At 70.7% G+C, this 25,711-nt stretch carries 25 protein-coding genes; 12 read left to right on the top strand and 13 right to left on the bottom strand.

The features are described from left to right. The first annotated feature begins 50 nt into the window (after nucleotides 1-50). Nucleotides 51-785: an SDR family NAD(P)-dependent oxidoreductase gene (locus tag ASG40_RS02070; protein ID WP_055879699.1), complete on the top strand. Its 735-nt coding sequence runs from the start codon at nucleotides 51-53 to the stop codon at nucleotides 783-785. A 4-nt stretch (nucleotides 786-789) separates the two neighbouring features. Beyond that, the gene (locus ASG40_RS02075; protein WP_055879703.1) at nucleotides 790-2,397 is read left to right on the top strand and encodes a cryptochrome/photolyase family protein; all 1,608 of its coding nucleotides are present in this window, start codon (nucleotides 790-792) and stop codon (nucleotides 2,395-2,397) included. Here ASG40_RS02075 and bcsS read toward each other — a convergent pair. After that, the gene (gene bcsS, locus ASG40_RS02080; protein ID WP_244480500.1) at nucleotides 2,333-3,082 is read right to left on the bottom strand and encodes a cellulose biosynthesis protein BcsS; all 750 of its coding nucleotides are present in this window, start codon (nucleotides 3,080-3,082) and stop codon (nucleotides 2,333-2,335) included. The genes ASG40_RS02075 and bcsS overlap by 65 nt on opposite strands. A 331-nt stretch (nucleotides 3,083-3,413) precedes the next feature. Here bcsS and ASG40_RS02085 point away from each other — a divergent pair, with 331 nt between their 5' ends. Further along, nucleotides 3,414-4,016, top strand: a complete 603-nt coding sequence (locus tag ASG40_RS02085) for an exopolysaccharide biosynthesis protein (RefSeq protein ID WP_055879706.1) — start codon at nucleotides 3,414-3,416, stop codon at nucleotides 4,014-4,016. An 18-nt stretch (nucleotides 4,017-4,034) separates the two neighbouring features. On the opposite strand, the gene ASG40_RS02090 is transcribed toward ASG40_RS02085, so the two are convergent. The 3 genes from ASG40_RS02090 to ASG40_RS22305 are packed head-to-tail and all read right to left on the bottom strand — an operon-like array spanning nucleotide 4,035 to nucleotide 5,943. Next, nucleotides 4,035-4,859 (bottom strand): metal ABC transporter permease, encoded by an 825-nt coding sequence (locus ASG40_RS02090; RefSeq protein ID WP_156387543.1) that lies wholly within the window; start codon nucleotides 4,857-4,859, stop codon nucleotides 4,035-4,037. A 38-nt stretch (nucleotides 4,860-4,897) separates the two neighbouring features. Then, nucleotides 4,898-5,797 (bottom strand): metal ABC transporter ATP-binding protein, encoded by a 900-nt coding sequence (locus tag ASG40_RS02095; RefSeq protein WP_244480501.1) that lies wholly within the window; start codon nucleotides 5,795-5,797, stop codon nucleotides 4,898-4,900. 14 nt (nucleotides 5,798-5,811) lie between these two features. Further along, nucleotides 5,812-5,943, bottom strand: coding sequence for a hypothetical protein (locus ASG40_RS22305; RefSeq protein WP_274533812.1), 132 nt, complete (start codon nucleotides 5,941-5,943; stop codon nucleotides 5,812-5,814). A gap of 223 nt (nucleotides 5,944-6,166) precedes the next feature. Here ASG40_RS22305 and ASG40_RS02100 point away from each other — a divergent pair, with 223 nt between their 5' ends. The 5 genes from ASG40_RS02100 (at nucleotide 6,167) to hslU (ending at nucleotide 11,721) form a co-directional block, all read left to right on the top strand. Further along, nucleotides 6,167-6,661 carry a Fur family transcriptional regulator gene (locus ASG40_RS02100; RefSeq protein WP_082523848.1) on the top strand — a complete coding sequence of 165 codons (495 nt, stop codon included), beginning with the start codon at nucleotides 6,167-6,169 and terminating at the stop codon, nucleotides 6,659-6,661. Between the two features lie 155 nt (nucleotides 6,662-6,816). Then, nucleotides 6,817-7,353, top strand: a complete 537-nt coding sequence (gene hslV, locus ASG40_RS02105) for an ATP-dependent protease subunit HslV (protein WP_055879714.1) — start codon at nucleotides 6,817-6,819, stop codon at nucleotides 7,351-7,353. A gap of 130 nt (nucleotides 7,354-7,483) precedes the next feature. Further along, complete coding sequence (locus tag ASG40_RS02110) at nucleotides 7,484-9,106, top strand: methyl-accepting chemotaxis protein (RefSeq protein ID WP_338011757.1); 1,623 nt, start codon at nucleotides 7,484-7,486, stop codon at nucleotides 9,104-9,106. A gap of 207 nt (nucleotides 9,107-9,313) precedes the next feature. After that, the gene (locus tag ASG40_RS02115) at nucleotides 9,314-10,411 is read left to right on the top strand and encodes a hypothetical protein (RefSeq protein ID WP_055879719.1); all 1,098 of its coding nucleotides are present in this window, start codon (nucleotides 9,314-9,316) and stop codon (nucleotides 10,409-10,411) included. Further along, nucleotides 10,408-11,721, top strand: a complete 1,314-nt coding sequence (hslU, locus tag ASG40_RS02120; RefSeq protein WP_055879724.1) for an ATP-dependent protease ATPase subunit HslU — start codon at nucleotides 10,408-10,410, stop codon at nucleotides 11,719-11,721. Before ASG40_RS02115 ends, hslU begins: the two co-directional genes overlap by 4 nt. Nucleotides 11,722-11,742: 21 nt before the next feature. Here the strand turns inward: hslU and ASG40_RS02125 are convergent, their stop codons facing one another. Genes ASG40_RS02125 through ASG40_RS02135 form a run of 3 tightly spaced genes read right to left on the bottom strand, consistent with a single transcriptional unit; the run spans nucleotide 11,743 to nucleotide 14,425 of the window. Continuing rightward, nucleotides 11,743-13,188, bottom strand: coding sequence for a TadE/TadG family type IV pilus assembly protein (locus tag ASG40_RS02125; protein WP_055879727.1), 1,446 nt, complete (start codon nucleotides 13,186-13,188; stop codon nucleotides 11,743-11,745). Further along, complete coding sequence (locus ASG40_RS02130) at nucleotides 13,182-13,832, bottom strand: TadE family protein (protein WP_244472233.1); 651 nt, start codon at nucleotides 13,830-13,832, stop codon at nucleotides 13,182-13,184. Before ASG40_RS02130 ends, ASG40_RS02125 begins: the two co-directional genes overlap by 7 nt. Nucleotides 13,833-13,882: 50 nt before the next feature. Beyond that, entirely contained in the window at nucleotides 13,883-14,425 is a 543-nt protein-coding gene (locus tag ASG40_RS02135; protein ID WP_055879733.1) for a TadE/TadG family type IV pilus assembly protein, read from the bottom strand. 417 nt (nucleotides 14,426-14,842) lie between these two features. On the opposite strand from ASG40_RS02135, the gene ASG40_RS02140 reads away from it, so the two are divergent. Beyond that, nucleotides 14,843-16,273: an NAD-dependent succinate-semialdehyde dehydrogenase gene (locus tag ASG40_RS02140; protein ID WP_055879737.1), complete on the top strand. Its 1,431-nt coding sequence runs from the start codon at nucleotides 14,843-14,845 to the stop codon at nucleotides 16,271-16,273. A 61-nt stretch (nucleotides 16,274-16,334) separates the two neighbouring features. On the opposite strand, the gene ASG40_RS02145 is transcribed toward ASG40_RS02140, so the two are convergent. Next, the gene (locus tag ASG40_RS02145; protein WP_082494328.1) at nucleotides 16,335-16,538 is read right to left on the bottom strand and encodes a SlyX family protein; all 204 of its coding nucleotides are present in this window, start codon (nucleotides 16,536-16,538) and stop codon (nucleotides 16,335-16,337) included. Between the two features lie 20 nt (nucleotides 16,539-16,558). Next, nucleotides 16,559-17,311: an oxygen-dependent tRNA uridine(34) hydroxylase TrhO gene (gene trhO / locus ASG40_RS02150; RefSeq protein ID WP_055879740.1), complete on the bottom strand. Its 753-nt coding sequence runs from the start codon at nucleotides 17,309-17,311 to the stop codon at nucleotides 16,559-16,561. Between the two features lie 159 nt (nucleotides 17,312-17,470). On the opposite strand from trhO, the gene ASG40_RS02155 reads away from it, so the two are divergent. Next, nucleotides 17,471-19,879: a bifunctional diguanylate cyclase/phosphodiesterase gene (locus ASG40_RS02155; protein WP_338011758.1), complete on the top strand. Its 2,409-nt coding sequence runs from the start codon at nucleotides 17,471-17,473 to the stop codon at nucleotides 19,877-19,879. Between the two features lie 69 nt (nucleotides 19,880-19,948). Here the strand turns inward: ASG40_RS02155 and ASG40_RS02160 are convergent, their stop codons facing one another. Then, nucleotides 19,949-20,671, bottom strand: coding sequence for a DUF4142 domain-containing protein (locus tag ASG40_RS02160; protein WP_055879743.1), 723 nt, complete (start codon nucleotides 20,669-20,671; stop codon nucleotides 19,949-19,951). Between the two features lie 264 nt (nucleotides 20,672-20,935). Here ASG40_RS02160 and ASG40_RS02165 point away from each other — a divergent pair, with 264 nt between their 5' ends. Both ASG40_RS02165 and ASG40_RS02170 read left to right on the top strand, forming a co-directional pair. After that, entirely contained in the window at nucleotides 20,936-21,715 is a 780-nt protein-coding gene (locus tag ASG40_RS02165) for an ABC transporter ATP-binding protein (RefSeq protein WP_055879747.1), read from the top strand. A gap of 86 nt (nucleotides 21,716-21,801) precedes the next feature. After that, the gene (locus ASG40_RS02170; protein WP_055879750.1) at nucleotides 21,802-22,311 is read left to right on the top strand and encodes an OsmC family protein; all 510 of its coding nucleotides are present in this window, start codon (nucleotides 21,802-21,804) and stop codon (nucleotides 22,309-22,311) included. A 162-nt stretch (nucleotides 22,312-22,473) separates the two neighbouring features. Here the strand turns inward: ASG40_RS02170 and ASG40_RS02175 are convergent, their stop codons facing one another. The 3 genes from ASG40_RS02175 to ASG40_RS02185 all read right to left on the bottom strand — a co-directional run bounded on the left by ASG40_RS02175 (nucleotide 22,474) and on the right by ASG40_RS02185 (nucleotide 25,468). Then, the gene (locus ASG40_RS02175; RefSeq protein ID WP_055881133.1) at nucleotides 22,474-23,952 is read right to left on the bottom strand and encodes a hypothetical protein; all 1,479 of its coding nucleotides are present in this window, start codon (nucleotides 23,950-23,952) and stop codon (nucleotides 22,474-22,476) included. A 139-nt stretch (nucleotides 23,953-24,091) separates the two neighbouring features. Then, the gene (gshB, locus tag ASG40_RS02180) at nucleotides 24,092-25,042 is read right to left on the bottom strand and encodes a glutathione synthase (protein WP_055879752.1); all 951 of its coding nucleotides are present in this window, start codon (nucleotides 25,040-25,042) and stop codon (nucleotides 24,092-24,094) included. A 105-nt stretch (nucleotides 25,043-25,147) separates the two neighbouring features. Beyond that, nucleotides 25,148-25,468 (bottom strand): hypothetical protein, encoded by a 321-nt coding sequence (locus ASG40_RS02185; protein WP_055879755.1) that lies wholly within the window; start codon nucleotides 25,466-25,468, stop codon nucleotides 25,148-25,150. Nucleotides 25,469-25,711 lie beyond the last annotated feature (243 nt).

Genomic DNA, 25,711 nt, shown 5'->3' on the forward strand with positions numbered 1-25,711 from the left:
GCGGACGCTTGCGCCTTACCTAGCCTGTCTGGACGGGAATGGGAGCGGGCATGAAGCGAGTGGTGATCTACGGGGGCACCGGAGGCATCGGCGCCGCCACCGCGCGGGCCCTGCGCGCCCGCGGCGTTCCGCTCCACCTCGCGTCCCGCGATGCGGCCCGCCTCGCCGAGCTCGCCGAGGCACTCGGGGACACCACCGTCACGGCCGGCGACGTCACCGATCCGGCGTTCTTTTCGCGGGTGACCGAGGAGGCGGGCGGCGAATTCGGCGGCCTCGTCTATGCGGTGGGCACCATCACCCTGCGCCCGCTGGCACGGCTGACGGCGCAGGACGCGGAGACCGACTTCCGCATCAACGCGCTGGGCGCCTTCCTGGCGGTCCAGGCCGCGGCACCCGCCCTCAAGGCCGGCGCCGGCGCGGCGGGGGCCGGCGTCGTCCTGTTCTCCACCGTGGCGGTCTCGCAGGGCTTCACGGCGCACGCCTCGGTGGCGATGGCCAAGGGCGCGGTCGAGGGGCTGGCCCTGTCGCTGGCCGCCGAGCTCGCGCCGCAGGTGCGCATCAACGTGGTGGCGCCGTCGCTGACGCGCACGCCGCTGGCCACGGCCATCACCGCCAACGAGACCCTCGCCTCGGGCATCGCCGCGATGCACGCGCTCCAGCGCCTGGGAACGCCCGAGGACGTCGGCGCGCTGGCCGCCTTCCTGGTCTCGGAGGAGGCCGGTTGGATCACCGGGCAGGTGATCGGGGCCGACGGCGGCCGCTCCACCCTGCGCACCAAGGGCTGAGCCCTTGGGGACCCTGCGCTTCGTCCTCGGCGACCAGCTCCATCGCCGGGTGTCGACCCTGACCGATTGCGACCCCGACCACGACGTCGTCCTCATCGTCGAGGTGATGGCGGAGGCGACCTACGTCCGCCACCACAAGCAGAAGATCGCCTTCCTGTTCTCGGCCATGCGCCATTTCGCGGCCGAGCTCGAGGCCGAGGGGCTGAGGGTCGACTACGTCCGCCTCGACGACCCCGGCAACACCGGCTCCTTCACCGGCGAGCTGGAGCGGGCGCTCGCACGCCATGCCTGCGACCGCGTGGTGGTCACCGAGCCCGGCGAGTGGCGGGTGCTGTCGATGATGGAGGCCTGGCGCGAGGACCTCGCCGTGCCGGTGGAGATCCGTCCCGACAACTGCTTCCTGTGTCCGCGCGCCGAGTTCGCCGAGTGGGCCGGCGACCGCCGCAGCCTGCGGATGGAGACGTTCTATCGCGGCATGCGCAAGCGCACCGGCCTCCTGATGGAGAACGGCGAGCCGGCGGGCGGGCAGTGGAACTTCGACCACGACAACCGCAAGCGCCTGCCCAAGGGCCACCGCCCGCCGGAGCGCCCGCGCTTTGCCCCCGATGCCGTCACCCGCGAGGTCCTGGCGCTGGTCGAGGCCCGCTTCGCCGAGCATTTCGGCGACCTCGACGGGTTCGGCTGGCCGGTGACGCGGCAGGACGCCTTGAGCGCGCTGGCGCATTTCATCGCCGACTGCCTGCCGACCTTCGGCGACTACCAGGACGCCATGAAGACCGGCGCGCCGTTCCTCGCCCACTCGCTGATCTCGCCGGCCCTCAACGCCGGCCTGCTCACGGCGGAGGAGGTCTGCCTCGCGGCCGAACGCGCCTACAAGGAGGGTGCGGCGCCCCTCAACTGCGTCGAGGGCTTCATCCGCCAGATCCTCGGGTGGCGCGAGTACGTGCGCGGTCTCTACTGGGCGCGGATGCCCGAGTACGCGGCCACGAACGCCTTGGCCGCCAAGCGCGACCTGCCGTGGTTCTACTGGTCCGGCGAGACACGGATGAACTGCCTCGCCCAATGCATCGGCGAGACCAGGGCCCACGCCTACGCCCACCACATCCAGCGCCTGATGGTGACGGGCAACTTCGCGCTCCTGGCCGGGATCGCGCCCGCCCAGGTCGAGGAATGGTACCTCGTCGTCTATGCCGACGCCTACGAATGGGTGGAACTGCCCAACGTCCACGGCATGGCGCTCTGGGCCGACGGCGGCGTCATGGGCTCGAAACCCTATGCGGCGTCGGGCGCCTACATCAACCGGATGTCCGACTACTGCGGCACCTGCACCTACGACGTATCCGCCAAGGCCGGGCCCGAGGCCTGCCCGTTCAACTATCTCTACTGGAACTTCCTGATCGAGAACGCGGAGCGCCTCGAACCCAATCCGCGCATGGGGATGCCCTATCGCAACCTCGCCCGGATGGACGAGACGCGCCGGGCCGAGATCGTGGCCGATGCGCAGAGGTTCCTCGACGGCCTCGAGAGCCGGCCGCCCCCGGGAGACCTCACAACGGCCTCCAAAGGGTCAGCGACACGTAGGGGCCGGCGCTCGCCCGCCCGCTCTCCATGAGGACGCCGGCCGAGACGCGGCAACGCAGATCGCCGACTTCGAGATCGGTGGCGTGGAGGCCGAGGCTGGTCTTGCGGTAGCCGGTCTCGTCGACGTAGAGCGCCGCCTCCGGCCCGACGGAGGCGCCCCAGGCGCGCCACCCGTACGACAGCCGGCCCCAGGCATGGCCGCGGGCCGAGCCGAGGATCAGCGTGGCGGTGAGCAGGGTGTCCTCGCTCGGACGGGCCCAGACCTCGCCGTGGATGCGCAGGCCCGGCCGGGCCGGCAGGAACGCGGCTCCTCCCGGACCCGACAGGCTCTCGATCGACCCCTCCGGTCCGGCGAAGAGTGCGACGACGCCCCAGTCGGCGCCCCATTGATACCCGGCGAGGGCCGCTCCCAGCATCGTCCAGCGCGTCAGGATGGTCGGCCGAGCCCCGGCGAGAGAGGGTCCGCGCTCGCCTCGGCGCCCGGTCCCGAGGCTGGCGAGGGCCACGAACCCGTCGCGGTCGATCCGGTCCGCGGCGACCTTGGCGCCGACCGTGACGAATCCCGACGGCCCGGCCTCGAGGCTCCCGAAGATCACCGTCGACAGGGGATACTCCCCGGCCCGGGCCGAGGCCGCCCCGCCGAGGACGGGGGCGACGATCAGGAGAGTCCTCAGGGCCCGGCGGCGGGATCGGCGACGGACCGTCGGTGCGGCCACGGGAACGATGCTCCTGGCAGAGGCCGCCGCGGGACGGCCGACCTCCAGATTGCATCGTATTTCTCGTTGCAACTCAATCGATATTGCGTTTTTCTGCGGTACACGCTGTGCCGAACCGGCGAAACGCAGACAAACTCACCGCCTTTATTGACCTGATCGATATTTGTCTTGTTTCTATACCTCAGGTTGCGTCACCCGGTTCCAATGACCGCCCGGTCCCGGATCGCCCGCCGAATCGGTACCGGGCATGGCCGACCGGCGGCCGCCGCTTGGCGTCGGGGCCCGACTAGGATAGAGCCCGCGCCGGGACAGCAGCCGATGGCCGATCTTCTTGACTTCAGGCGCACGAACATCCGACGTCCTCACCGTCCTGGCGGCGCAGGAAGGTGACAGGCTGACCGTCGGCGACATCGTCGCCGTCCTGCGGGACCGCGCCTTCGCCCTCCTCATCGTCATCCTCGGCCTGCCCAACTGCCTGCCGATGCCGCCGCCGATCCCGCTGGTGTGCGGTCTGCTGCTCCTCCTCGTGGCGTTCCAGATCATGATCGGCATGGCCGCGCCGTGGCTGCCGAAGATGCTGCTCGGGCGCTCGGTGGCGCGCAGCGACGTCGAGCGCGCCGCCAAGCGGGCGGTGCCGCTGCTGCGGCGGCTGGAGCGGTGGTCGCGGCCGCGCCTCAGCCTGTTCGAGACGCCGCTGGGCATGCGCACCGTCGGGCTGATCGTCCTGACGCTGTCGCTGGCCTTGATCGTGGCCGCACCCTTCATCGGCCAGATCCCGCTGGGGATCGCGATCTGCCTCGTGGGCCTCGGCCTCGTCGAGCGCGACGGCCTCGTGGTGATGGTCGGCCTCGGGGTCGGCGTCATCGGCGTGCTGTTGAACGCCGGCTTCGTCTACGCCATCGTGACCGGGATCATGGAACTGCTCAGCCTGTAGCGATCGGACGCCGGGCTTTCAGGCCTCCAGGTGGCGCCGGCGCAGGAGCCTGAGGAGCAGGCCGCCGCGGGTGCCCACCAGCAGCGAGACGAGGTAGAGCGCCCCGGCCGACAGCACGATGGCCGGGCCGGTGGGAAGGTCGGCGTGGTACGACAGGCTCAGGCCCGTCAGGCTGGCGATCATCGCGAGACCCATCGAGACCGGGATCAGGCCGCTGAGGTCCGCCGCCCAGAGGCGGGCGGTGATCGCGGGCAGCAGCATCAGCCCCACCGCCAGCAGCGTGCCGAGCGCCTGGAAGCCGCCGACGAGGTTCATCACCACGAGGCCGAGGAAGGCGTAATGCACAGGCCCGCCGGCGCGGCTGACGCTGCGCAGGAACAGCGGGTCGACGCATTCCATCACCAGCGGACGGTACAGGGCGGCCAGCGCGAACAGCGTCACCGTGGCGATGCCGCCCAGCAGTAGCAGCGCCGGGTCGTCGAGCGCCAGCACCGTGCCGAACAGGATGTGCAGGAGGTCGATCTGCGAGCCCCTGAGCGACACGAGCAGGACGCCGGCGGCCAGGGAGATCAGATAGAAGGCGGCGAGACTCGCGTCCTCCTTGATCACGGTGGAGCGGGTGACGAACCCGGCGAGCAGCGCCACCGCGAGGCCGGCGGCCAGCCCCCCGAGCGTCATCGCCGGCAGCGACAGGCCGGCCACGAGGAAGCCCACCGCCGCCCCGGGGAGGATCGCGTGGCTCATCGCCTCGGTCATGAGGCTCATGCGCCGCAGCATCAGGAACACCCCCACGGGGGGGGCCGACAGCGACAAGGCGAGGCAGCCCACGAGGGCGCGGCGCATGAACGCGAATTCGAGGAACGGTCCGAAGACGAGGTCGATCACGCGGCGTGCCCGTGGTCGTGCCCGTGGTCGTGCCCGTGGTCGTGCCCGTGGTCGTGCCGATGCAGGCCGTGCCCGTCCCCGTGTGAAGGCCCGTGCGAATGACCGTCTCCAGCGGCGCCGGGGGGAAGCGGGCCGTGGCCGTGGTGGTCGTCGCGCGCGCAGATCGCCGCCCCCTCGTCCCAGGCCTCGGACAGGCTCTGGGCCCGGGCGAGGTTGCGCGGGGTGAGGACGCTGGCGGTGGGCCCCCAGGCCACGGGCTCGCGGGCGAGCAGCAGGGTCGTGGGAAAATGCGCCGTGACCTGGCCGAGGTCGTGCAGGGCCGCGACGATGGTGCGGCCCTGGCCGTGCCAGGTCCGGATCAGCGCCAGCAGGTCCTGCGTCGTGCGACCGTCGACCCCCGAGAACGGCTCGTCGAGAAGGATGACCGAGGCCTCCTGCAGGATCAGCCGGGCGAACAGGGCGCGCTGGAACTGCCCGCCCGAGAGCGTCCCGATCGGGCGATCGGCGAAGCCGTCGAGGCCGACCGCCGACAGGGCGGCGAGCAGGTCCGGCCGGTGCCGACGCAGGCTCCGCCACGGGCCGAAGCGCCGCCACAGGCCCATGGCGGCCAGATCGAGCACCGAGAGGGGAAAGCTGCGGTCGATCTCCGCCGCCTGCGGCAGATAGGCGATGGTGTCGGCCCGGCCCGGCCGCGCGATCGACCCGTCAAGGCAGGCGATCTCGCCGACGATGCCCTTCAGGAGCGTCGACTTGCCGGCCCCGTTGGGGCCGACGAGGGCGAGCAGGGCGCCGCCCGCAACCGTCCCGTCGAGGTGATGCACCGCCGGGTGCCGGTCGTAGCCGAGGGTGACGCCCCGCAGCACGATGTCGCCGGGGGGCGGACGCAAGGTCGGCACGCCGCTCGTCACCGTCATTGCCAGGCCCAGACGATCGCGACCCAGAGCAGGCCGCTCAACAGGCCCGCGGCGGAAAACCGCGCGAGGGCGCTGGCCTGGAACAGGGAACGGCGCGGAACGGTCATGCGGTCACGGGTTCGGATCATGAGGTCGGGTCTTGGGGTCGGGTCTTGGGGTCGGGTCGCCGGTTTGGGTCTTGGGAGGTCGTTTGCCCGAACGGGAGCGTCGGATTATGGTTCAGGGCTGATACACTGTAACACCCGCCGGGTTCAATCGGCCCGGGGCCGCGCTCCCGGCCGGTCGGGGATGGGGTGCTCCGGCGGGACGGGTCCGAGGACGACGGCGAGAACAGAGGCTAGGGACAACGGGATGCACGACCACGCCACCGGATCATCGGACGGTGCCGGGCATGGCGCCTGCGGCGCGAACGTGGTGGCGCGGGCCGAGCGCCTTTGCCGGGACCGCGACCTGCAGTTCACCCGCCTGCGCCGCGACGTCCTCGAGACCGTCGCCGCCCAGACGCGGCCGATGGGTGCCTACGACATCGCCGAGCGGCTGAGCGCCCAGGGCCGCCGGGTCGCGGCGGTGTCGGTCTACCGCGCCCTCGACTTCCTGGGCGAGCACGGCCTCGTCCACCGGATCGCCAGCCGCAACGCCTTCGTCTCCTGCGGCCACGAGCACGGCGAGTCGGCCAAGCTCGTCTTCCTGATCTGCCGCACCTGCGGAGCCATCGACGAGACCACGGCCCCGGCCGTCGAGACCGCCCTCGACCGCACCCTGGTGCAGGCCGGCTTCAAGCCCTCCGGTCGCATCCTCGAGGTCGAGGGCGAGTGCGGCGCCTGTCAGGAGCGGACCGCGGCCTGAAGCGGCCGCGATCGAGTCCGGAGGCGCTGGGGGCGTGGTGCCCGCGAACTGGACGAACGGCCCGCGCACGCCCACCTACCGCCGATCTCTTCCCGCCAGCCCTTCGATCCGCCACGGAGCGATCCTTGCCCCATTCCGAATCCGGCCCGCCGCAGATGCACGCCACCACCATCCTCATGGTCCGCAAGGGCGGGCGCGTGGTCATCGGCGGCGACGGCCAGGTCAGCCTCGGGCAGACCATCGTCAAGGGCAACGCCCGCAAGGTCCGGCGGCTGGCCAAGGGATCGGTGATCGGGGGATTCGCCGGGGCGACGGCGGACGCCTTCACGCTGTTCGAGCGGCTGGAGGCCAAGCTCGACCAGTACCCGGGCCAGCTCACCCGCGCCTGCGTCGAGCTGACCAAGGACTGGCGCACCGACCGCTACCTGCGCCGGCTCGAGGCGATGATGCTGGTGGCCGACAAGGACGTGAGCCTGCTGCTCTCGGGGGCCGGCGACGTCCTCGAGCCGGAGCGCGGCGTCATGGCGATCGGCTCGGGCGGAAACTACGCCCTGGCCGCGGCGCGGGCCCTGGAGGACGGCGAGCACGACGCCGAAGCCATCGTGCGCAGGGCGATGGGTATCGCAGCCGAAATTTGCGTTTACACAAATGAGAATCTCGTGATCGAATCCCTGAGTAGCGAATCCGTTTGAGCGATCTCTGTCTTCGTTAACCCTGTCGCAAAGCCTCTACCTTTATGTCGGTCCATCGAATGGTGCCCGATGGAGAGCGGCGATGCGGATCCGGTCTAAAATCTTGGTGTTCGTCGCTGCTTGCAGCTTGATGACGGTGGTGATCGCCGCGATCAGCTTGTCGACCCTGAGCACCTTCAACACCGCGATCACCGAGGCCAAGCAGGCCTCGCAGCGCGCCCTCAACGCGGCCAACCTCAACCGCCTCGTCACCGGCGTGGTGGTGGAAGCCCGCGGCATCTACGCGGCCAAGGACACCGCCGACGCGAAGAAGTACGCCGAGCGCCTGCTCAAGAACCTCTCGGCCATGAACGCCCTGCTCACCGAATGGGCGCCCACCGTGCCCGACAGCGAGCGCGTCCTGTTCGACCGCGTCGTCACGGGTGCGGCCGACTTCACCGTCCTGCGCAAGGAGACGGCGCGCCTGGGCACCGAGGTCGCACCGGCGGCGGCGGCGGCACAGGGCTTCAACGAACTCAACCGCGCCAACCGGCAGGCCTTCCAGGACAGCATCGACGCCCTGGTCACGAGCGGCCGGGCGACGGTGGACGCGATCGACCGCCAGACCGACGTGCTCTACGACCAGCGCTTCATGCTGCTGGTGGGGATCACGATCGCCGGCGGCCTCGGCAGCCTTCTCATCGGCGGCATCGTCGGCAACCGCATGATCGCCCGGCCCCTCACCCATGTCTCCCAGGCGATCGGGCGCCTGTCGGCGGGCGACCACGACCTGCCGCCGGTCAAGGCCGGCAAGGACGAGATCGGGGCCATCTGGGCGAGCATGGCGGTCTTCGCGGCGACGATGCGCGAGAGCACCACCCTGCGCGCGCACCAGGACCAAGTCACGGCCTCCGCCCAGGACCGCCGCCGCACCGAGATGTCGTCCCTGGCCGACGGCTTCCAGGGCAGCGTCGGAGAGCTGGTGCGGACGCTGGCCACCGCCGCCACCGAGATGGAACGCACCGCCCAGGCCATGGCCGCCGATGCCGACCAGACCAACCGCCAGTCGAACGCCGTGATGTCGGCGGCCAACGAGACCGCCATGAACGTCCAGTCGGTGGCCGCCGCCACCGAGGAGCTGGCCGCCACCGCCAACGAGATCGGCATGCAGGTCGCCCAGACCTCCGCCGCCGCCGCCGGTGCCGTGGAAAGCGCCAAGCGGACCAACGCCCGCGTCCAGGCCCTGGCCGACAGCGCCTCTCGGATCGGCGACGTGGTCGCCCTCATCTCCAACATCGCCGGCCAGACCAACCTGCTCGCCCTGAACGCCACCATCGAGGCGGCCCGGGCCGGCGAGGCCGGGCGCGGCTTCGCGGTGGTGGCCGCCGAGGTGAAGGAACTCGCCTCGCAGACCGCCAAGGCCACCGACGAGATCGGCACCCAGATCGCCGCCATCCAGGAGGCCACCCGCGAGACCGTGAACGCCATCGCCGAGATCGGCTCCACCATCGGCACGGTCCACGGCATCGCCATCGGCGTCGCCGCGGCGGTGGAGGAGCAGCAGGTCGCCACCCAGGAGATCGCCCGCAGCGTCAGCGACGCGGCCCGCGGCACCCAGGCCGTCACCGAGACGATGAACCAGGTGCAGGAGGCCGCGGTCCAGGCCGGCGCCCGCGCCTCCCAGGTCCTCGACGCGGCCGGAGGCCTCGTGCGGCAGTCGAAGGCGGTGGCCGGCGAGGTCGACCACTTCGTGGGCGGCGTGCGCGCGGCCTGAGAGCGGCCGGTTCGACGGGCCGGATCGAGCGCAGCCTAACGAGCAGAGCCTGGCGAGCAGAGCCTGGCGAGCAGAGCCTGGCGAGCAGAGCCTGGAAAGCCGGCGCCGTCGGGCTTAAGTCCCGGTGGTGCGACGCCAACCAGCCCCGTTTCCGTTCGTCCCCCACGCCGCCGTCACGGCTCGGCCGTCCCTGCCCGGGGGCGGCCGATGATCGAGACGGCGTTCCTCGACCGGGCGGTGGCCCGCGGAATCATCACCCAAGCCCAGGCGCACGACCTCGCCGGCCTGTCGCGGGAGACCGTCGACGAGCCGGTGCCCTCCGCCGAGGCGGCGCGGGACGACGAGCAGCTGCGGCTCGTCACCGGCTTTGCCGACATCTTCGTCACCATCGGCCTCGTCCTGTTCCTCGGCACCGCCGCCTACATCGGCACCGAGGTCGCCGGGGCGCTGGTCGGCCATGTCCTCGTCGCCGCGATGGCCTGGGGCCTCGCCGAGTTCTTCACCCGCCGCCGGCGGATGGCGCTGCCCAGCATCGTCCTGCTGCTGGCCTTTGCCGGCGCCAGCTTCTCGGCGCTGGCCTTCGCCTTCGGCGACGGGAGCGGGCTCGGCGGCTGGGTTCCGGCCCTCGACCTCTTCGGCTCCGGCGCCGCGAGCCCGGGCGGACTGGCCATCGCCGGGCTCGGGACGCTGGCCCTCTGCGCCCTGCACTTCCGGCGCTTCGCCGTCCCCGTCACCATCGCGGCGGGAACGGCCGCCCTCGCCGCCACCCTGCTCGGGCTGGCCTTCGCCGCGGCGCCGGAGGCTGCGGCGCGCCACAGCGACGCGCTGTTCGTCGTCGCCGGCCTGGCGGTCTTCGCCCTGGGGATGCGCTACGACCTCGCCGATCCGCACAGGTCCGGCCGCAAGACCGACATCGCGTTCTGGCTGCATCTGCTGGCCGCGCCGCTGATCGTCCATCCGGTGCTCTCGAACCTCGTCACGGTCACGCAAGGGGCGACGAGTTCCACGGCGGCGCTGGCGGTCCTCGCCATCGTGTTGGTCCTGGCCCTCGTGGCGCTGATCACCGACCGGCGGGCGATCCTGGTGGCGGCGATGGTCTATACCGCGGTCGCCTTCGGCACCCTGATCCGCGACGCGGGCCTCGCCAGCCGCTCGCTCCCCTTGAGCCTCCTGGCGCTGGGCGCCTTCGTGCTCCTCCTGAGCGCGGGCTGGCATCCCTTGCGCGGGCTCGTCCTGCGCCTCCTTCCGCGCGGCCTCTCCGCCCGGCTGCCCCATCCTCTCGCCCACCCTCCCGGAACCCGATGACCACCTTCTCTCCCCGCGAGATCGTCTCCGAACTCGACCGCTACATCGTGGGCCAGCACGACGCCAAGCGGGCCGTCGCCATCGCGCTGCGCAACCGCTGGCGCCGCCAGCAGCTCACCGGGCCGCTGCGCGAGGAGGTCGCCCCGAAGAACATCCTGATGATCGGGCCGACCGGCTGCGGCAAGACCGAGATCGCGCGGCGCCTCGCCCGGCTGGCGGGCGCGCCCTTCCTCAAGATCGAGGCGACCAAGTTCACGGAGGTCGGCTACGTCGGGCGCGACGTCGAGCAGATCGTGCGCGACCTCGTCGAGATCGGCATCGGCCTCAAGCGCGAGGATCGCCGCCGCGGCGTCCAGGCCAAGGCGGAGGCGGCCGCCGAGGCCCGCATCCTCGACGCCCTGGTCGGCCCCACCGCCAGCCAGGCCACGCGCGACAGCTTTCGCAAGAAACTGCGCGCCAGCGAGCTCGACGACAAGGAGGTCGAGATCGAGCTGTCGGGCGGGGCGGGCTCGGGCATGCCGATGTTCGAGATCCCGGGGATGCCCGGCGCCGCCATGGGCGCGGTCAACCTCGGCGACATGCTCGGCAAGGCTTTCGGCGGCGCCAAGGGCAAGCCGCGCCGGATGACCGTGCGTGAGGCCTATGCGCCGCTGCTGGCCGAGGAATCCGACAAGCTGGTCGACGCCGAATCCCTGACCCAGGACGCGATCCGCGAGGTCGAGGAGAACGGCATCGTCTTCCTCGACGAGATCGACAAGATCTGCGCCGGCGAGGGCCGTTCCTCGGCCGACGTCTCGCGCGAGGGCGTGCAGCGCGACCTGCTGCCGCTCATCGAGGGGACCACGGTGGCGACCAAGCACGGGCCGGTGAAGACCGACCACATCCTGTTCATCGCCTCGGGCGCCTTCCACGTCTCGAAGCCCTCCGACCTGCTGCCCGAACTGCAGGGCCGGCTCCCGATCCGCGTCGAACTGCAGCCGCTGACGGTGGAGGACTTCAAGCAGATCCTCACCACCACCGAGGCGAGCCTGATCAAGCAGACCGTCGCGCTCATGGCCACCGAGGGCGTCACCCTGGAGTTCTCCGACGACGCCGTCGACGCGCTGGCCCGCGTCGCCGTGGACGTCAACAACTCGGTCGAGAACATCGGCGCCCGCCGGCTGCAGACGGTGCTGGAGCGGGTGATCGACGAGATCTCGTTCACGGCCACCGACCGGTCCGGGGAGACCGTCCCGATCAATGCGGACTACGTGCGCGAGCGCGTCGCGAGCCTGGCCGCCGACACGGATCTCAGCCGCTTCATCCTGTGACGCGGCCGAGGGGCGTCGGCGCTACTGCGTGATGTGGGCGACCTGGACGGCCTGGTCGAACATGGCGTTCAGCGCGGCGGTGATGTCGGCCGGCGTGTTGGCCGTCCGGAAGAAGCCGGGCGAGGCGCAGGCCTTCAACGGCACGTCGAGGGTCGGGCTGAACCCGTTCACGATCCCGTTCTCCCAAGCCACTCCACCGCCGCGATCGACGTAAGCGATCTGGTTGTAGGGAATATGCAGGATCGAGATCGTGGCACCGTCGTCCTTCAACGCCTGGCATTCCTTCGGGTCCATCTTAGACGGCTTGGAGCCGTCCCACCAGGCATCGCCGTGACCAGGGAAAGTGGAAGGCCTGCCGGGGTAAGAATAAGGGCTGCTGCTGTTTTTCTTCACAAAATAGTGCTGATCGTTCTGCATCCCGTCCGTGATCACGAAGATAAATGACTTCGGCACCGACGCGGTCGAGCCGTCGCCGAACTTCGAGACCGTCGTGCGCATCTTCTTGAACGCATCGTCGAAGTGGGTTCCTCCACTTCCCGTCCCGGTGGTCGGATCCCCCGCCGTGAAGAGTTGCGTGGTTCCGGTGTCGAGCAGGTTCGTGAACGCGAGCGGCCATGACGAACCACATTGGGCTGCCGTATTCAGGGAGGAGATGTTGCTCGTCAGCGGCGACAGCGTCGCAAGCTGATTGATGAACGGATAAATCCCGACGCGATATTGATCAGTGACGCTGGAAGTGGCTGCGCGGGCGAGGAGAGAGCAGACCGCCGAGTTCACGGCGTCGGATCGCAGCTGGATCTTGCCGGCCGCCAGGGTCCAACCCTTCCTGTCCGGAAAGTGACAGGCGAACTGGCAGCCCTGCTTGTAGTCGTCGTACATATCGTCGTTCTTGCTGGCCAGGGTCGTCATGCCGGCGGCCGTCGTCGGCAACCCCATCGAGCCGGACACGTCGACCATCAGATAGAAGTCCAGGTAGCTCGACACGTCGGCGGCGGCGGACGTCGTGTTCTGGAGGTTCACGGTCGGGACGTTGAAGATCCGCCCGAAGCTGTTCTGCACGACGGCCGTGTAGGTGACCGTCGATCGGAACGTCTGCCCCGTGCGCGTCAATTGAGGCGTCTGCAGCTGGTACGTGCCGAGCGAGATGTTGCCGGCGTTGACCTTGAAGACACTGGTGGCCTGGGCGATCCCGGCGGCGATCGCCTTGGTCGTCACGCCGGTTTGGGTGGGATTGTTGGCGAGATACGTCTTCGCCGTCACGACCGCGGCCACCGCCGCGGCATCGGCCGCACGATCCAGTTTCGCCTTGTTGCTGGTCGCGACGCCGTAATCGATGCCGAGCCCGACGATGCCGATCACGGGGATCAGGGTGAACGCGAAGATGATCCCGACACTACCCTCGATCCTGCTCCGGATCGACGACGAGCGACATTTGGCGGATGCGGTCCGACCCGGAAGCTTCAGCATTTCGAACCGATCCCGTCGCTGTTCGTCGTGTCGTAATTGATGAGCGTCGCATAGCGCGGCTGCATGTAGGCCGTGCGAGCGATCTTGATCGCAGGCACGAAGTTCTCGCCGAACGTCGGCTTGAAGGTGAACACGACATCGACCACGACGATGGAGGCGGCCCCGAAGATCGACCGCGGCAGGGTCGTCGCCGAGGGAGGATTCGTGTCGTCGACCGGCGTCTGCTTGGGCGTGCAGGTCCGAAAGCCCCCTCCATGGACACCGGTACTGGTCCAGACCACGGAGGCTTCCCGGCAGGAGCTCGGATCGGCCGACGCCTGGCAGTTTCCCGAGACCGGGGTGAAGCGGATGCTAGCGAAGTTGATGGCGATGTTCTGCCACCACTGGACGCCCTTTTGCTTGGCGTCGGCCATCACGTAGGGAAACGTCACCAGGGCCGCGTCGTAGGCGAAGTGCAGGTCGAGGGCATTGACGGTGGCCTCCGACGCCCCGGCCGGGGGAACGGCCTGGGAGATCATCTCGCCGATGGATCGGGCGAGGAGATCCACCCGCCGCGCCGCGTTGGTGTAGGAGACGACCTGGATCCCCCCCAGCATGATCGCGAAGAGGATCGGCATGATGAGCGCGAACTCGATCGCGGCCATCGCCTTGCGATCGCGGAGGAAGGCTCCGATCGGTATCGCCCGGCCGGCCATCAGTATTTTTCGTTTCTGAAAACGGCGGTCGACACGGCGAGATAGGCGGGAGACCCCTTATACTGGGTACTTCCGAGCATCGTCGTCATGAAGGACGGCAGCACTCGGATCGGATAGATGACCTGCAGATACTGGTAGTCGCCCTGTACGCCCATGTTGAATGTCCCCGCGCCGGGGGTCAGGTCCGGGATCTTGAGACCGCTCACATCGTCTTTCACGAAGGTGTAGTATCCGCCGGGCCCTCCCGACTTGGGAACGATGTAGAGGTTGACGATCAGGTCGGCGCAATCCATCGCGCTGGGAAGCCGGCTGCAGATGTTGCTGGTCAACGTGCTCTGGGTCATGGACGATGCCTGGGCCGAACCGGTCATGATCGACCGCGACGCCTGCGCCGTGGCGTTGTCGAGTTCCTGGTTGAGGTACAGCCCCGTTCCCACTACCATGACGAAGACGATCGTCAGGAGCAGCATCGGAGCCACGAGCGCGAACTCGACGGCGGTGCTTCCGCGGTTGCAGGCGATCCGTCTTGCGATTCGATCCATCGGTGTCGGCGGCGATCTGGCGTTGGTTGTCGGCCGGGCTCGTCCCTTGCGCGGACCCGCCGAGAGCCGACACCGGAGGGACGCTCGCCGGCAGGCAAGCTTGGACTGCGCAGTCCGATCACTAGCGATCAAACCTTAACTTACGATAAAAAACTCGCCGATATCCCGCGATGCTGTCGAATGAGTCGTGCACCAAGTCATTCCCGCAGGTCGAACAAGGATAGTCTGTCGGGCCCATGTCAAAAAGCGCCCGTCATCGGGCCCATCGTGGTTTCGACGCGATGGCGAAGCCTGCCCCGGCCTTGCCGTGGGCGCCGGTGTGCGGCACCGGCGACATCCGGCTTGCCGCCCGGCGCCTCGGGGATCACATGGGGCGGGTCGGCGCGCTGGCCGGCGCAGCGAGGGTCACCGCTCATCATGTATCCGGACATCGATCTGCATATCGCGGGCGCCTGGACGCCGGGCTCGGGCGGCCAGACCCTGCCCGTCCTCAACCCGGCCACCGGCGACGCGCTCGGTCGGCTGGCCGTGGCGACGACGGACGACCTCGACAGGGCGCTGGCCGCGGCCGAGCGCGGCTTTGCCGCCTGGCGGACGGTCAGCGCGTTCGACCGCGCCAAGATCATGAGGCGCGCGGCCGAGACCCTGCGCGAGGGCGTCGAGGACATCGCCCGGATCATGACGCTGGAGCAGGGCAAGCCCCTGGCCGAGGCGCGCATCGAGACCCTGGCCGCCGCCGACGTGATCGACTGGTTCGCGGAAGAAGGAAAGCGGGCCTACGGGCGGGTGATCCCCTCGCGCCTGCCGCAGGTGCAGCAGGTGGTGCTGCGCCAGCCCGTGGGCGTGGTGGCGGCCTTCACCCCCTGGAACTTTCCGATCAACCAGGCGGTCCGCAAGATCTCCGCGGCCCTCTGCACCGGCTGTTCCGTCATCCTCAAGGGGCCAGAGGACACGCCGGCGAGCTGCGCCGCCCTGGTGCGCGCCTTCCTGGACGCGGGCGTGCCGGGGGACGTGCTGTCCCTGGTGTTCGGCGATCCGGCCGCGATCTCGTCCTACCTGATCCCGCATCCGGTGGTGGCCAAGATCTCGTTCACGGGTTCCACGGCGGTGGGCAAGGAACTGGCCGCCCTTGCCGGCCGCCACATGAAGCGGGTGACGATGGAACTCGGCGGGCACGCCCCGGCCCTGGTGTTCGACGACGCCGACGTCGAGCGCGCGGTGGAGGTGCTGGCCGCCAACAAGTTCCGCAACGCCGGGCAGGTCTGCGTGGCCCCGACGCGCTTCCTCGTCCAGGATCGCGTGTTCGCGGCGTTCCGCGACCGCTTCGTCGAGCGGGCCCGCGGCATCGTCGTCGGCGACGGCCTGGCGCCCGAGACCACGATGGGACCGCTGATCCACGGCCGGCGCCTGGAGGCGATGGAGGCCCTGTGCGCCGATGCCGTGGCGCTGGGCGCCGGCGTGGCGACGGGGGGTGGCCGCATCGGCAACCGCGGCCATTTCTTCGCCCCCACCGTCCTCACCGAGGTTCCCCGCGAGGCCAGGATCATGAACGAGGAGCCGTTCGGGCCGGTGGCCCTCATCCAGCGGTTCTCCGACGACGAGGAGGCCTTCGCCGAGGCCAACCGTCTCCCCTACGGCCTGGCGGCCTATGCCTACACGCGCTCGGCCGCGCGGGCCGCGCAGGTGGCGGCGCGGGTCGAGAGCGGCATGATCGGCATCAACCACCATGGCATCTCCCTGCCGGAGACGCCGTTCGGCGGCATGAAGGATTCGGGCTACGGCAGCGAGGGCGGGTCGGAAGCCCTCGACGGCTACCTCGCCACGAAGTTCGTGACGCAATCGTCCTGAGCCCACCGCCGTCCCGGCAAACCATGAACAGTCCGCAGCCCGCCCCGGGGCGTCCTCGACGTCAGTAATGCGGCGGCGGCGGCTCGGGCGCGCTACCGGAGGCCCGGCTGCCGGCTTCCTCGACCCGCTCGGTGAGGGCGGCGACCTGGCGCGTCAGGCGGTCGATCAGTCGCCACTGCTCGGTGATGGTGCGGTTGAGGTCGTCGAGCATGCGGTCCTGCTCGGTCAGGCGCATCTCCAGGGTGTCGATCCGGGCCGGGTCGATGGCGTTCACCGCGACAGCACTCACCGCAACGTCTCCGAGGCGTGGTCGGGCCGCTCGACGAGGCCGGGCCCCAGGGCGATCCGGTCGTCGAACACGAAGCAGTCGCCCCTCCAGCGGCTGTGCGCCTCGGGCACCGTCTCGAGGTAGCGCAGGATGCCGCCGGCCAAGCTGTAGACCTCGCCGAACCCGCGCGCGCGCAGGTAGGCGCCCGCCTTCTCGCAGCGGATGCCGCCGGTGCAGAACATCGCCACCGCCGGATGGCGCGCGGGATCGAGGGCGTCGGCATAGGCGCGAAACCCGGAGAACCGGGTCATGCCGGGGTCGATCGCGCCGGGAAAGCTCCCCAGCGCGACCTCGAACCGGTTGCGGGTATCGATGAGGAGGAGGTCCGGCCGGTCGAGGAGCGCATTCCAATCGCTCGCCGCCACGGGCCGGGCGCCCCCGGCGGCGGGGTCGGTGCGGCCGCCGTCGAAGGCCACGATCTCGCGCTTCACCCGCACCTTGAGCCGGCCGAACGGCGTCGCGCGTGCACCCGACAGCTTGCAGTCCATCTCGTGGAGCCGCCCCCCGAACAGCGGGCCGTGGCGCAGGGCGCCGAGGAAGGCGGCCATGTCGTCGCCCGCGCCGGCCACCGTGCCGTTGATGCCCTCCTGCGCCAGGAGGATCGTGCCCGAGATGCCATGGGCGAGGCAGAGCGCCTCGAGGCCGGGCCGGAGGTCCACGGCATCCGGCAGCGGGACGAACCGATAGAGGGCGGCCACGGCGAGGGTCATCGCGGCATCCCTACCAAACACCTGCGGGCACACCAAACCGGCGCGCGCGTCGCAGCCGCACGATCCCCGGCGAAACGGACGTCCGGGGCGCCAGGAGCGAATAATGCATACATAAGTTGTTGACGGCCGCCTTTAACGCTTTTTTGGGGTGCCGTTACCATGGTGCGTCCAGTGGTGGTGCGGACGTTCGACATGCTCTCGGTCCTCGGCTGTCTAGCCGACCAACACGATCCTTTGCTGGTCGCCGTCGCCTCCCTGATCTGCGCCCTGTCGGCCGTCACCGTGATCGGACTGCTGCGCCACGCCCAGGCCTCCGACGATCGCGGACGAAGCTTCTGGCTGGCCGTCGCGGCGCTCGCGGGCGGCTCGGGCATCTGGGCGACGCATTTCGTCGCGCTGATGGCCAATGCGTCGGCGCTGTCGAGCACCTACGCCATCGTTCCCACCGCGGCCTCCCTCGTCTTCGCGGTGGCACTCACCTGGGCGGGGCTGACGATCGCCCTGATCTCGGACCTGCGCGGCAGGGCCTGGATCGGCGGAACGATCCTGGGCGCCGGCATCGCGGCCATGCATTTCGCCGGCATGGTCGCCTTCGAGATCGGCGGTCGGTTCTCCTGGTCCGCCGACCTCGTCGCGGCCTCCATCGCCGCCGGCATGGTGTTCAGCAGTCTGTCCCTGTCGCTGGCCCTGCGGCGCGGCGCGGTCACGTTCCAGCTCGCGAGCGCCGGGCTTCTCGTGTGCGCCATCTGTGGCCACCATGTCACCGCGATGACCGCGCTCGCGATCGTACCCGTCGCGGATCTCGCCGGGCCGACGGCCGCGATCCAGCCGGAATGGATGGCGGCGGCCGTGGCCGTCATCAGCGCCATGGTCCTCGCCATGGCCTGCGCCGCCCTCACCCTCGACATCCGGGACCGGCGCCAGGCCGGTTTGCAGGGCGAGCGCCTGCGCAGCCTCGCCAACGCGGCGGTGGAATCCCTGGTGATCTGCCGGGGCGACGTGATCGTGAGCGCCAACGACAGCTTCGTCGCCATCGCGGGCGTGGACGCCGACCGGCTGGTGGGATCGCACCTGTCGGAGCTTCTGCCGTCCGACGCGATCCACCTCGCCCTCGACCGGTCCGGGGGCACCCCCGTCGAAGCGCGGATGCGCGGTGCCGACGGCCACGACATCCCGGTCGCCCTGGTCGGGCGCGGCCTCGACTACGCCGGCGAACCGCACGTCGCCTTTTCCATCGGCGACCTGCGCGCCCGGCATCGGGCCGAGCGCCGGATCGAGTTCCTGGCGCATCACGACGCCCTGACCGGGCTGCCCAACCGCACGCGCTTCCACGCCCGCCTCGACCAGGACATGCGGGTCGCCGATGCGCTGTGCGGACGGCTGGCGGTCCTCTCCCTCGACCTCGACGGCTTCAAGGAGATCAACGACCTCTTCGGCCAGGCCGGCGGCGATGCGGTCCTCCGGCGTGTGGCCACCGTGGTGTCGGGCCTGCTCGACGGTGCGATGACCATGGGTCGCCTCGGGGGCGACGAGTTCGGCATCATCTGCCCCTGCCACCAGGCGGTGGCGGCCGGGCGGCTCGCCGAGCGCATCATGGCGGCGCTGCGCCAGACCAAATGCACCGGCGCCAACGCCAGCATCGGCATCGCCCTCTTTCCCGACGACGCCACCGGGCGGGAGGACCTGATGAACGCCGCCGCGACGGCGCTGAGCCGCGCCAAGGCGCAGGCGCGCGGCGGCTACCGCTTCTTCGAGGCGCAGATGGGCTCCGAGGTCCGCGAGCGGCGCCTGATCGAGCACGACCTGCGCCACGCCATCGCCCAGGGCGAACTGCGGGTGGTCTACCAGCCCCAGACCGACGTTCAGACCGGTGTCACCACGGGCTTCGAGGCGCTGCTGCGCTGGGTCCATCCCGAGCGCGGGACGGTCTCGCCGGGGATCTTCATCCCCATCGCCGAGGAATGCGCCATCATCCTCGAGATCGGCGACTGGGTCCTGCGCGAGGCCTGCCGCGAGGCGGCGCGCTGGACCAACCCGCTGGGAATCGCCGTCAACGTCTCCGGCGTGCAGATCCATACGCCGGGCTTCGTCGGGAGCGTCCGCGAGATCCTGGCCGAGGCCGGCCTCGATCCGGCCCGCCTGGAGATCGAGATCACCGAGACGGCGCTGATCCGCGATCCGGCCCATGCGCTCTCGGCGCTCCTCGAACTCAAGGCGCTCGGCATCGGCATCGCCATGGACGATTTCGGCACCGGCTATTCGTCGCTGTCGAACCTGCGCAGCTTCCCCTTCGACAAGATCAAGATCGACCGCTCGTTCATCCACGGGGTCGACCTCAACCGGCAGGCCGCGGCCATCGTCCGGTCGGTGCTCGGCCTCGGGCGCGGGCTCGGCCTGCCGGTGCTGGCCGAGGGCGTCGAGACGGCGGGGGAGTTGCGGTTCCTCCAGGCAGAGAACTGCGATTCCGCGCAGGGCTACCTGATGGGCCGCCCCGGCGAGATCGCGCTATTCTCGGATGCCACCCACGGCACGCCGGAACGGACGGAGATCCCGGCGAAGGCGGCCTGAGGATTCCGAACGAAAAGGGCCGCCCCGGATGGAGCGGCCCATTTCGCATGGTCGGAGGGTCGGCGGGATTCAGCCGCCGATGCGGCCGGCGAGACGGGCCGAATGGCCGTGCTCGTTGGCGATGTAGGGCAATGCCTGACGGGCGAACGCGCGGCCCTGGCTGTCGTCGCCGTTGCGGGCGTAGGCATCGTAGAGGCCGAGCGTCCGGGCGTCCGAGCGCGCCTGCTGGCTCACGTAGGTCCGGTCGAAGTCGCGTCCGCCGCGGGCGGTCTTGAGGCGGTCGATGCGGGCCTGGCCCTCGGCGCCGATGGCGACGCGACGGCCGGGCTCGGCCGGGCTGTTGTCGATGATGCCGACGCCGCCGAGCACGCCGCCGACGATCGTCTGCGCGATGGTGGCCGAGATGGTCACCGGCGCCAGCACCACGCCGATCGGGTTGTCGAGGCGGGTCTCGAAGGGCTGCACGTCGGACACCACGGTGCCGCCGGCGGTGAGCGAGGTGCCGGCCGGCAGCAGCGCATCGGTGGTGGCCTTGCGCTCCACGAGGACGTTCTTGGCGTAGGCGCGGACGTTCGGGTTGCGCGAGCGCTCGAGGGCGATGCGGCTCGACTCGATGCTCACGGCGTCCGAGCGCAGGGCGGCGCCGCGGAAGGCCTCGGTGTTTCTGGCCTCGGGCGCATCGGCGTCGAACTGCGGCGCCACGCGCACGGACAGCGCATCCTGGGCGAAGGCCGGCGTGGCCAGGGCGGCCACGGACAGGCCGAGGGCGGCGATGAGGCGAAGGTTGGACATGGGGGAGTTGTTCCTCGTGCGCCTTTGCGGCGCTTGGTTGAACGTGTCGTGCTGCATGAACGGTCGGTTAACGGGCCCGTTCCTGCGCTCACGGCATGGCTGGGGTGCGAGCCGCCGCCCGCAACCGCGGTGACCGGCGAGGCTGGCCGCCATTCCCTCTCGCATGCGGACCAGCGCCACGGGGGCTTCTCCCGACCGGCACACCGCCGCCGGTCCATCCCCGCTTCACAAGTCCCGTCTTTCCTGGCACGTCCAAAAACGACCATGCTGATCCTCGATGCCCTCTCCAAAACCTACGCCGACGGGACCCGGGCCCTGTCCGGCATCACGCTCTCGGTGGAGAAGAGCGAGATCGTCGCGCTGATCGGCGGATCGGGCTGCGGCAAGACCACCCTGCTGCGCCTCGTGGCCGGGCTCGACCGGGCCAGCGAGGGCACGATCAGCCTCGACGGCGAGGCCATCGCCGGGCCGCACCCCGGCGTCGGCCTCGTGTTCCAGGAGCCACGCCTGCTGCCCTGGCTCGACGTGGCCGACAACGTCGGCTTCGGTCTTTCCGAGGTCCCCAAGGCCGAGCGCCGCGAGCGGGTCGCCCATGCCCTCGACCGGGTCGGCCTCGCCGAACACGCCGCCCGCTGGCCACGGGAACTCTCGGGCGGACAGCAACAGCGGGTCGCCATCGCCCGCGCCTTCGTGGCCAATCCGCGGGTGCTGCTCCTCGACGAGCCGTTCTCGGCGCTCGACGCCTTCACCCGCAAGGACCTGCACGGCCACCTCCTCGCCCTGTGGGAGGAGGTGCGCCCCACCGTGCTGATCGTCACCCACGACGTGGCGGAGGCCGTGGCCCTGGCCGACCGGGCGGTGGTGATGCGGCCCAAGCCCGGGCGCCTCGACGACACCATCGCCCTGCCGCTCGCCCGCCCGCGCAACCCGACCTCCACCCGCAGCGAGGCGGCCACCCGCCAGATCCTCACCGCCCTCGACCGCTCCCTGCGCCCGCGCCAGGACAAGGACGACACCCCCAACGACGCCGCGCTGTGGTGGTAGCGTGCCGGCGGTAGCCTCGGGCCGCCGCCCGGGTTAGACGCGGGACCGCTCCTCACGTCCGCATCAGACACGGAAAACCGACGCCCATGGACGCCACCACGCTCCGCTCGCTCCAGGCCCCGCTCAAGGACCGGTACCGCAGCGCGCCCGATTCCGCCGTCATCACCCTGAAGGCCAGGGGCACCCTCGACGACTCCTCCATCGCCTGCAAGGTCGAGACCGGACGGGCTCTCGCCATCGCCGGCCTGCACCCGGCCACGGGCGGCTCGGGCGCCGAACTGTGCTCGGGCGACATGCTGCTCGAGGCCCTGGTGGCCTGCGCCGGCGTCACCCTCAAGGCCGTGGCCACCGCCCTCGAAATCGAGCTGCGCGCCGGTACCGTGAGCGCGGAGGGCGACCTCGATTTCCGCGGGACGCTGGGCGTCGACAAGGAGGCGCCGGTGGGCTTCCGGGCGATCCGCCTCGCCTTCGCCCTCGACACCGACGCGCCCCAGGAGAAGCTCGACCAGCTGCTCAAGCTCACCGAGCGCTACTGCGTCGTGTTCCAGACCCTCAACCACAAGCCCGAACTCGCGGTGACCGCCAACCGGGGCTGATGCCGAGGGGGATCGCCGGCCGCCATACGCATCCCCTCCCCCTTGCGGGGAAGGCTTCGGGGCGGGGGTGGCCGGGCGACCCGCAGCAGAGGCAGGCAAATCCAACCCCGTCCCGTCGAGGAAGAGGGGCGCCTTCCGCGCGCGGGCGGCGAAGCGAACGGCCTAGCGATCCCGCATATAGACCGCCGCGACGGGGTCGCGGTGCAGCAGGGTCCAGCCGTCGAGGGCGCTCAGATGCCCGGCCTCGGCGCCCTGTGCCCGCACCAGGGCCCAGGTGACGCCGTGGCGTCGCAGCAGGGCGTCGAAGGGGGCATGGTCGGCGGCGTCCACGGCGCGGTGGAGGTCGTTCATGAAACCGCCGAGGAAGATCTGGTCGGCGCGCCCGTCGATGAAGGTCGGGACTCCGGCGCCGATCAGGAAGCCGCCGAAGTCGTAGTCGTTGTAGACCGGCCCGGTGAGGCCCTTCGCGCGCGCCGCCTCCAGGGCGGCCACCGGCGTCATGGTCGGGGCGGGCTGGGGTGCCGCCGTGGCGGCCAGGACGAGGACGACGGCGGCGAGCGCGATCACCGCGCTCCAGGCGCGTCCCGTCGTCGGCGCGAGGGACGTCGCTGCGGTCCTCAGGGCAGAGAACCGCCGCGCGGCCGGCCCGGCCACGAGGAAGGGCGCCACCAGGACGAAGAGATCCATGAACCGGCTGTGCCGGACCATCATGGCGGCGAGGATCAGGACCAGACCGATCCGGAAGGCGTTGGCGCGGGGCTCGGCGGCGAGCACCCACAGCGCGACCGCGCAGGCGCCGAGGGCGGCGAGGCCCGGCCCGTCGAACCGGATCGGCTGCCATTCGGCGATGAAGCGCAGGGATTCGCCCCCGCCTCCGAACAGCGTGAGGTTCACGAGCAGCGGCCGGATGCCGTAGGGCGTCGCCAGGGCGGCGGCGGCCGAGGCGGCGAGGAACAGGCCCCAGGCCGCGGCCCGGCCCCGCCAGAGCGCGCGCGGACCGTCGACCACGCCCTCGCAGGCGATGAGGCCGGCCAGGACGAGGCCGATGGGATAGCTGCCGTGGAGGTTGGCCCAGGCCGTCATCGCCAGCGCCAGCCACAGCGGCGGCGCGAGCCCGCGCTCGCGGGCGCCGACGAGACCGATCGTCCAGGCGACGATCACCGGCAGGGTGAAGATGTGCGGCCGTGCCAGCAGGTGGGGCGCCAGCACGACGAAGGCGAGCACCACGCCGACGAGGGCCGCCATCGGCCCGACGCGGGCCCGCAGCCAGCCGTGCATCACGGCGAGCGCCACACCGGTCGACACGATCGCCACCACGGCGACCCCCCACCATCCCGCCCCGCCGTGGGCGCCCGCGAAGATCACCTGCGAGGCCCATTCCTTGGCGATCCAGGGCCGGCCGGCGAAGGTGTGCGAGAACAGGTCGGTCCAGGGCAGGGTGCGGTGGTCGACGATCCAGCGCCCCACCGCCACGTGCCACTGCGAATCGGGATCGTTGAGGAGGGGATCGGCCGCCGCGAGCAGGGTCGCCGCCAGGGCCAGGAACACGACGAGGGACGAGACCGGGACCGCCCGCGACCCCGCCCGCGGCGCCGGCCGGACGGAGGCCGCAGGGTCGGTCATGACTGGTGCGAGGGTCATCGGCGACTCGGTCACGATCCATCGGCCGCCTGCGGCCGCATGGGGATCATGACCACGCTGCGCTTAAGGCGCTCTTACGGCCTCGGGGCGCGAAAGGGCGAACGATCCCGACCGAGAGGTCGTCGCACGCTTGCGCGGATCACGCTCGGGCGGCTCGGCGGGCCTCGATCGCGTCCCAGGTGGCGGCGGCGAGATCGGGGCCGCCGAGGCGGCGGATCGCGCGGATGCCGGTGGGCGAGGTGACGTTGATCTCGGTGAGGTGCCCGTCGATGACGTCGATGCCCACCAGGATGAGACCGCGCCGCTTCAGCTCGGGGCCGATGGCGGCGCAGATCTCGCGCTCGCGCTCGGTGAGCTCGGAGGCGTTGGCCGCCCCGCCGCGCACGAGGTTGGAGCGGATGTCGTTGGCCGCCGGCACCCGGTTGACCGCGCCCATGGCGACGCCGTCCACCAGGATGATGCGCTTGTCGCCCTCGGTGATCCGCGGCAGGAACTTCTGGATCACCCAGGCCTCGCGGAAGGTCACCGCGAACAGGTCGAACATCGAGCCGAAGTTGGCGTCCTCGGGGGCGACGCGGAACACCGCCGCGCCGCCGTGGCCGTGCAGCGGCTTCATCACCACGGTGCCGTGCTCGGCGCGAAACGCCTCGATCTCGGCCTTGTCGCGGCTGATCAGGGTCGGCGGCATCAGGTCGGGGTATTGCAGGACGTAGAGCTTTTCGGGCGCGTTGCGCACCTCGACCGGGTCGTTGACCACCAGCGTGCGGGGGTGGATCCGCTCCAGCATGTGGGTGGCGGTGATATAGGCCATGTCGAAGGGCGGGTCCTGGCGCATCAGCACCACGTCGACCTGCGACAGGTCCATGCGCGCGGCGGCGCCGAGCGTCGCGTGCGCGCCCTCCACGTCCTGGACGGTGAGGGGCTGCACGCTCGCCGTCACCCGCCCGCCCTGGAGGGAGAGCCGGTCGGGCGTGTAGTACAGGAGGCTGTGCCCGCGGGCCTGCGCTTCGAGCAGGAGGGCGAAGGTGGTGTCCCCCGCGATCCGGATCGCCTGGATCGGGTCCATCTGCACCGCGACGGTCAGGGCCATGGCTCTTGGCAACTCCGGTGCTTTGCCGCTGGTGCGGACCCGCGCTGGTGCGACGGGCCGCCCCCGACGCGACCGCGTCGAGGGTTCGGGGACGATGGCCGACGATCAGTCGTCGGCGCCACGCTTGGAGGACTTGCCGCCGGTGCGGCGGTCGTAGTCGCCGATGGCGTTGCGGCACTCCGGCGAGAGCCGGCTGCGGTTGCGGTCCATGCACTTCTCGGCATCGGAACTGTTGGGATCGACGCCGGCGCAGAGCCGGAAATAGTCGTTGGCGCAACCGAGCTGCAGCCCCTGGTCCTCCCGCTGGGCCAGGGCCGGCGATGCGGTGAGGACGAGGAAGGCGAGGGGTGCCAGCGCCAGGAGCGCGGGACGGCGCCGTCCCGGGATGGAGGCCGGGCTCGAGGATCGTGCGGTAACCACGCGCATTCTGCGGTGTCCTTCGCTTGTGTACATGACGGGTCGAGGGCGGGTGGTCGGGTGCTCGAAGGTCGGGATATCGGGCAGCCGCACCGGGTTAGCAAGCGCCCTCGTTGCGGGCGGGAGCCGGATGCAGGCAGGGCGCGCTCACGGGGCCACACCTGGCGACCGCCGATCCGAAGCTCCCCCGCCCCAAAGCCCCGGCGCACCCGAAGTTCCCGGCTCCGGCATGGAAGAAGCCCCGTTCGCCGG

Source organism: Methylobacterium sp. Leaf399, assembly GCF_001424525.1.
Taxonomy (GTDB): Bacteria; Pseudomonadota; Alphaproteobacteria; order Rhizobiales; family Beijerinckiaceae; genus Methylobacterium.

Excerpts from the sequence above, each read along its gene's own strand:
- ASG40_RS02070 (WP_055879699.1), top strand. The coding sequence starts at position 51 with ATGAAGCGAGTGGTGATCTACGGGGGCACCGGAGGCATCGGCGCCGCC.
- ASG40_RS02090 (WP_156387543.1), bottom strand. The coding sequence starts at position 4,859 with ATGCGCCGCGCCCTCGTGGGCTGCCTCGCCTTGTCGCTGTCGGCCCCC.
- ASG40_RS22305 (WP_274533812.1), bottom strand. The coding sequence starts at position 5,943 with ATGATCCGAACCCGTGACCGCATGACCGTTCCGCGCCGTTCCCTGTTC.
- ASG40_RS02100 (WP_082523848.1), top strand. The coding sequence starts at position 6,167 with ATGCACGACCACGCCACCGGATCATCGGACGGTGCCGGGCATGGCGCC.
- hslV (WP_055879714.1), top strand. The coding sequence starts at position 6,817 with ATGCACGCCACCACCATCCTCATGGTCCGCAAGGGCGGGCGCGTGGTC.
- ASG40_RS02110 (WP_338011757.1), top strand. The coding sequence starts at position 7,484 with ATGACGGTGGTGATCGCCGCGATCAGCTTGTCGACCCTGAGCACCTTC.
- ASG40_RS02115 (WP_055879719.1), top strand. The coding sequence starts at position 9,314 with ATGATCGAGACGGCGTTCCTCGACCGGGCGGTGGCCCGCGGAATCATC.
- hslU (WP_055879724.1), top strand. The coding sequence starts at position 10,408 with ATGACCACCTTCTCTCCCCGCGAGATCGTCTCCGAACTCGACCGCTAC.
- ASG40_RS02125 (WP_055879727.1), bottom strand. The coding sequence starts at position 13,188 with ATGCTGAAGCTTCCGGGTCGGACCGCATCCGCCAAATGTCGCTCGTCG.
- ASG40_RS02130 (WP_244472233.1), bottom strand. The coding sequence starts at position 13,832 with ATGGCCGCGATCGAGTTCGCGCTCATCATGCCGATCCTCTTCGCGATC.
- ASG40_RS02135 (WP_055879733.1), bottom strand. The coding sequence starts at position 14,425 with ATGGATCGAATCGCAAGACGGATCGCCTGCAACCGCGGAAGCACCGCC.
- ASG40_RS02140 (WP_055879737.1), top strand. The coding sequence starts at position 14,843 with ATGTATCCGGACATCGATCTGCATATCGCGGGCGCCTGGACGCCGGGC.
- trhO (WP_055879740.1), bottom strand. The coding sequence starts at position 17,311 with ATGACCCTCGCCGTGGCCGCCCTCTATCGGTTCGTCCCGCTGCCGGAT.
- ASG40_RS02155 (WP_338011758.1), top strand. The coding sequence starts at position 17,471 with ATGGTGCGTCCAGTGGTGGTGCGGACGTTCGACATGCTCTCGGTCCTC.
- ASG40_RS02160 (WP_055879743.1), bottom strand. The coding sequence starts at position 20,671 with ATGTCCAACCTTCGCCTCATCGCCGCCCTCGGCCTGTCCGTGGCCGCC.
- ASG40_RS02165 (WP_055879747.1), top strand. The coding sequence starts at position 20,936 with ATGCTGATCCTCGATGCCCTCTCCAAAACCTACGCCGACGGGACCCGG.
- ASG40_RS02170 (WP_055879750.1), top strand. The coding sequence starts at position 21,802 with ATGGACGCCACCACGCTCCGCTCGCTCCAGGCCCCGCTCAAGGACCGG.
- ASG40_RS02175 (WP_055881133.1), bottom strand. The coding sequence starts at position 23,952 with ATGACCCTCGCACCAGTCATGACCGACCCTGCGGCCTCCGTCCGGCCG.
- gshB (WP_055879752.1), bottom strand. The coding sequence starts at position 25,042 with ATGGCCCTGACCGTCGCGGTGCAGATGGACCCGATCCAGGCGATCCGG.
- ASG40_RS02185 (WP_055879755.1), bottom strand. The coding sequence starts at position 25,468 with ATGCGCGTGGTTACCGCACGATCCTCGAGCCCGGCCTCCATCCCGGGA.